At 42.3% G+C, this 5,490-nt stretch carries 6 protein-coding genes; 4 read left to right on the plus strand and 2 right to left on the minus strand.

Going from position 1 to position 5,490, the window contains the following annotated elements:
* A partial coding sequence (locus ACFE90_RS05875; protein ID WP_375498616.1) for a TspO/MBR family protein occupies positions 1–318 on the plus strand: 318 nt, incomplete at its 5' end.
* 201 nt (positions 319–519) lie between these two features.
* On the opposite strand, the gene ACFE90_RS05880 is transcribed toward ACFE90_RS05875, so the two are convergent.
* Both ACFE90_RS05880 and ACFE90_RS05885 read right to left on the minus strand, forming a co-directional pair.
* On the minus strand, positions 520–1,227 hold the full coding sequence (locus tag ACFE90_RS05880; protein WP_375498618.1) for a M15 family metallopeptidase: 708 nt from the start codon (positions 1,225–1,227) through the stop codon (positions 520–522).
* A gap of 85 nt (positions 1,228–1,312) precedes the next feature.
* Positions 1,313–1,519 (minus strand): hypothetical protein, encoded by a 207-nt coding sequence (locus ACFE90_RS05885; protein ID WP_375498620.1) that lies wholly within the window; start codon positions 1,517–1,519, stop codon positions 1,313–1,315.
* A gap of 96 nt (positions 1,520–1,615) precedes the next feature.
* On the opposite strand from ACFE90_RS05885, the gene ACFE90_RS05890 reads away from it, so the two are divergent.
* The 3 genes from ACFE90_RS05890 to ACFE90_RS05900 all read left to right on the plus strand — a co-directional run bounded on the left by ACFE90_RS05890 (position 1,616) and on the right by ACFE90_RS05900 (position 5,425).
* A complete protein-coding gene (locus ACFE90_RS05890) occupies positions 1,616–3,088 on the plus strand; it encodes an aminotransferase class I/II-fold pyridoxal phosphate-dependent enzyme (RefSeq protein ID WP_375498622.1) in 1,473 nt (490 codons plus the stop codon).
* A gap of 203 nt (positions 3,089–3,291) precedes the next feature.
* The gene (locus tag ACFE90_RS05895) at positions 3,292–4,269 is read left to right on the plus strand and encodes a choice-of-anchor A family protein (protein ID WP_375498624.1); all 978 of its coding nucleotides are present in this window, start codon (positions 3,292–3,294) and stop codon (positions 4,267–4,269) included.
* Between the two features lie 136 nt (positions 4,270–4,405).
* A complete protein-coding gene (locus ACFE90_RS05900; RefSeq protein WP_375498626.1) occupies positions 4,406–5,425 on the plus strand; it encodes an ATP-binding cassette domain-containing protein in 1,020 nt (339 codons plus the stop codon).
* Positions 5,426–5,490 lie beyond the last annotated feature (65 nt).

Below are 5,490 nucleotides of genomic sequence, written 5' to 3' on the forward strand. Positions count from 1 at the left end.
TTTATTTGCGGTGCAGCTTCAGCTTATATTGTCTGGGAAAAAAACCCAGGAGGCATAATTACTTGGCTACTAATGGCTTTGTACCTCTTGGTGGAAATTATCACCATCGCCTACATACCTATAATGTTGAGGTTTCGCAGCCTCAAAGCTGGAGAAATCCTTGGACTAATCGGTTTGATTTCAGGCGTTGTCCTGGCAATCAGCGTTTTGCCGATTTCTCTAATGGCGGCGCTGTTACTCCTTCCCTATCTAATTTGGACTCCTATTGGTACTTACACTACTGACGAGTTAAAAGAGTTAAATCCTCTAGATGCTTGAATCAGAATTCAGAAGTCTGAATTCAGTAGTCAGAAGAAAATGTGGGATGAACGCTTATTCATCCCTTATTCGTTCCGCAATAAAGATTTAGTATTTAGTTTCACCATTTATTCAGCGTTCGATTGAGCGCTCATACCAAAGTCTGCCAGTCAAACTCCAATTCAATTCTGAATTCTGAATTCTGACTCCTGAATTCTTTTTCTATACAAGCCGCCCATAACGTGCTGTGACATGCTTGGCTGGATTGGATTGATTATTCAGCCAAGCCCACATTTGATCTCCAATAGAAAAATGCCACCATTCTCTAGGATTGCGTTGAAAGCCGACTTTTAACATTACATCTTGCAATAGCTGACGGTGAGCATGATACTTTTGGGTTTCTGGGCGATCGCTATTGGCATAATAATCTGGGTGCGATCGCTCTGACATTTCATCAATGGGCGAACCCATATTTACTATTTGCCCTGCATCATCTACTAGCGTCACATCCACCGCCGCACCTGTAGTGTGAGGAGGAGGAGTTTTTTCATCCAAACTTGGTACAGCCCAAATTGCATAAACCGCTTCCCAAATTTCTCGGCGTTGGTTTGGGGATAATTCCACATCAGTTAATCCCCTATCCTGAACTGCTTGGGCGAAGCTGTAATCTACCATAAACTGCTGGACTGCTACTGGGCGATAAGCATCAAAAATTTGGATACGCCAATTAGGATACAGAACATCAAGATAATTTTGCGCTTGGATCAAATTTTCAATAATGCTTTGACGGAGATAATAGGGGGAGCGATCGCCATAGGGCGCACCTAATTTTTCATAAGGATGGGGAGATTCCACCGCAAATAATTCTAAAGGAATCGCTATTATCGGTTCACCACACTCAAAAATCGGGATTTGATGATAAGGTCTCATCTAGTCAGCTACACAGGACTTACGGATTTTAGCGCAAGCATAGCATTCTTAGGACTTACGTAGAATAAATCCCCAAACGGTTCAGTTAAGGAAATTTATCCGTTAAGGTAGGCTGTTCTTGAGCCGATGCAATTACATTGTCAGTCGATGCAATTACATTGTCACTCCATGCAATCGCATTGTCAGTCGATGCAATCGCATTGTCAGTCGATGCAATCACATTGTCAGTCGATGCAATCGCATTGTTAGTTGATGCAATCACATTGTCAGCCGATGCAATCACATGTTTCAAGTTTTGATTGCATAAGTTTTGATTTTATCTATAAGATTAGACTCTACTTTAATACTGACTGTTTCTTTTGCGTCCTTGCAGTTTGTTTCTCTAAAAATGCTCAATCAAAACCAAACACCATTATTAGATGCCTTAAAAGCCAATGCAGCAAAACCCCATGCGCCTTTTTACACTCCAGGACATAAACAAGGTGAGGGAATTTCTCAATCCTTGGCTGACTTATTTGGTAAAGCCGTCTTTCGCGCTGATTTAACCGAATTAGCAGATTTAGATAATCTCTTTGCACCCCAAGGCGTTATTCAAGAAGCACAACAATTAGCAGCAGCAGCTTTTGGCGCTTTACAAACATGGTTCCTTGTCAATGGTTCTACCTGTGGGATTGAAGCAGCAATTCTCGCTACTTGTGGTACAGGTGATAAAATCATTTTGCCTCGCAATGTACATTCATCTGCGATCGCTGGTTTAATTCTCTCCGGTGCAATACCCATTTTTCTCAATCCTGAATACGATCCAGTTTTAGATATTGCCCATAGCATCACGCCTAATGCTTTACAATCTGCACTCCAACAACATCCAGACGTTAAAGCAGTGTTGACAGTTTACCCAACATATTACGGCGTTTGCGGAAATTTAAGTGTGATCGCCAACATTACACATCAATACAATATCCCTCTCCTTGTAGATGAGGCACACGGCGCACACTTTGCCTTTCATCCAGAATTACCCACTCCAGCCTTAGCAGCAGGTGCTGATTTAACTGTACAATCCATCCACAAAGTACTTGGTGCAATGACACAGGCATCGATGCTGCATATCCAAGGTAACAGGATAGATTGCGATCGCATCAGTAAAGCTTTGCAACTCGTACAATCTACCAGTCCTAGTTATTTACTTTTAGCTTCTTTAGATGCAGCGCGTCAGCAAATGGCACTCCACGGAAAAATGCTGATGTCTCGCACTTTGCAACTTGCTAATGAAGCTAGAACAAAAATCAGTCAAATTCCTAGATTATCAGTCTTACAGAATCCAGAGGGGTTGGGGGAATCTCCCGGTTTTGTAGCTTTAGACGAAACGCGATTAACTGTCACTGTTTCTGGTTTAGGCTTAATTGGATTTGAAGCAGATGAAATTCTGGATGAAAAATTTGCTGTTACCGCCGAATTCGCTTCACTGCAACATCTCACCTTTATAATTAGCTTGGGCAATACCCCAGCCGATATTGAGCAACTAATACAAAGTTTTACCATTCTTGCCAAAGAATATCGCCGAACCAACTTAACTTTTAAAAGCGATCTTTGGCAGGATGTTTTCACTACAAAGTGTCATCCTTTACATTTTTCTCCCCGTGAAGCCTTTTTTGCTGTCAATGAAATACTACCTTTGATACAGACTAATCAACGCATCTGTGCCGAAATCGTCTGTCCCTATCCCCCAGGAATTCCTGTGTTAATGCCGGGAGAAATAATCACTAAACCTGTCCTTGATTACCTACAACTAATCCAGGCAATGGGAGGATTTATCAGTGGTTCTGCTGATAGTAGCTTCAAAACTTTGAAAGTTGTGAAATAACGTCCTAACTCATAATTACTGAGTTCTTGTTGATAAAAAGTTAATTGATATAGTCAACAGTAAATGTGCGGTAAAATGATTGATTAAGGTAAAAATATACACTAAACAAAACAAGTATAAAAATTCAATGAAAATAGCTAGCAGACTAATGCAATCTTTAATTTATACCCATAGGATGATGTTGATAATTCATAAATCAGAAAATGAAATTAAAAACTTATTATATTTGGGGAGTAGTAGCAGCTCCAATTCTAGTCACACTAGCGCTGGGTTTCTCGGCAAAAGCGAATGCAGTTGAGTTAGGTGCTGCCTCTGATTACAACGTATTTGTTTTAGGAGATATTTCTCAAAAATATACAGATATTGAAGGAAAACTTGCTGCTGGCGGTAACGTGAATTTCGTTGGCGGACTCGGAAGCAAACTTTCTGGCAATAGCGGCAACGTAGTAGTAGCTGGACAAAACTTAACTCTGAGCAGCAGTCAAGTCTACCACGGTAATGCTGTCTACGGAGGTACCGCCAATGTGTCCAGCAATGTGGGATTTCCACAGGGAACTCTCAGCAAGGGTAAACCCATCGACTTCAATGAAGCAGGGAAACAATTGCGAGGGCTATCTCAATATTTAGCAACCTTAACTCCTACTGGTAAAACAACAGTTCAATCTTGGGGTGCTATTAACCTTAGTGGCAGTGGTACTGCCTTCAATGTTTTTAATCTTGCCGGATCATCTGTCTCCAAGGCAAACTCTTTTGGAATCAGTGCGGATGCAAATTCGACTGTTGTAGTCAATATCAGCGGTAAGGATGTGTCGCTGCAAAACTTTGGGTTCAATATCGCTGGCACAGATAAACAAAAGGTGATCTATAACTTCTATGAAGCGACAAACATAACTGCCAGTGGTATTAGCATACTAGGTAGTATTCTTGCTCCTTTGGCTAATTTCAATTTCAATAATGGTCAAGTTAACGGCAACGTGGTGGTAGCTTCTTTGACAGGAAATGGGGAGTCTCACAACTATCTGTTTAATGGCGATCTGCCGGATGTCCCAACTAAGTACTACACTCCGCCTGCCATCCGGACTCAGGTTCCAGAGCCTGCAAATCTTTTAGGTTTAGGATTAATTGCTATAGTATTTGGTTTATTTCGCCACAAACGCAATCAAGCAACTTGCCCAGAATAATCATAAATTTATAGCAGCATAGCGCATGAGACGAACTTGTTTACATATATTTCGCTCATGCGCTATTTACTTGCTCCCTACCTTCTACAATAAAGATAGACTTTATTGAGATTTGTATAGTTGGGGATAAGCTGTTATGGCTCCCGCCGTTTTAATTCAAAATCTGCAAAAACGCTACGGTACAGTGGTCGCCGTCCAGGATGTTTCCTTTCAGGTAGAATCAGGAGAAATCTTTGGTTTACTTGGCCCCAACGGTGCTGGTAAAACTACTACCTTGCGTGCTTTGTGTACACTTACCACACCGGATGCTGGCAAAATCGAAGTATCTGGCATCTCTGTGTTAGATAATCCGAGAGTGGCAAGACAACGACTAGGCTATGTTGCTCAAGAAGTCGCTATAGATAAGGTGCTGACTGGAAAAGAACTGCTGCAATTGCAAGCAGCACTTTATCATCTTCCAGGCGCGATCGCCAAACAGCGCATTGAGACGGTATTAGATTTACTCGGTTTGCAAGAATACGCTAATAAAAAAACAGGAACCTACTCTGGCGGTTTACGCAAGCGTCTAGACTTGGCTGCTGGATTGCTCCATGCACCGGATGTTCTGGTGTTGGATGAGCCAACTGTAGGACTTGACATAGAAACCCGTTTTGTGGTGTGGGATTTCCTGCGAAAATTACGCGCCTCTGGGACAACGGTAGTAATTACCAGCCATTATTTAGAAGAAATTGACGCTTTAGCCGATCGCGTGGCAATTATAGATCGTGGCGTTGTAATTGCGACTGGGACACCTTCACAATTGAAAGATCAAGTAGGGGGCGATCGCATCACTTTGCGAATCCGCGAGTTCTCGCCCATTCAGGAAGCAGAAATTGCCAAAAACCTCTTGCAACCTTTACCGTTTGTCCAAGAAGTAATCATCAACAGCGCTCAAGGTAATTCCCTCAACTTAGTAGTGACACCTCAGAATGATGTTCTGATTAACATACAGCAAGCGTTGAATACTGCTGGCTTACCCATCTTTGGCATAGCCCAATCTCGCCCCAGCCTCGATGATGTTTACCTCGCCGCTACAGGACGCACACTGATGGATGCAGAACTAGCAGCCGTTGCCACTCGCGATCCTAAAGCTGAGAAAAAGCAGAATATGAGATAGGAAATGAAGCATAGGGGCTGGGAACTAGGGACTGGGGACTGGGTACTGGGAAAGAGTTTTGCTAA

The organism is uncultured Nostoc sp., from assembly GCF_964245445.1.
In the GTDB taxonomy this organism is placed as follows: Bacteria; Cyanobacteriota; Cyanobacteriia; order Cyanobacteriales; family Nostocaceae; genus Nostoc.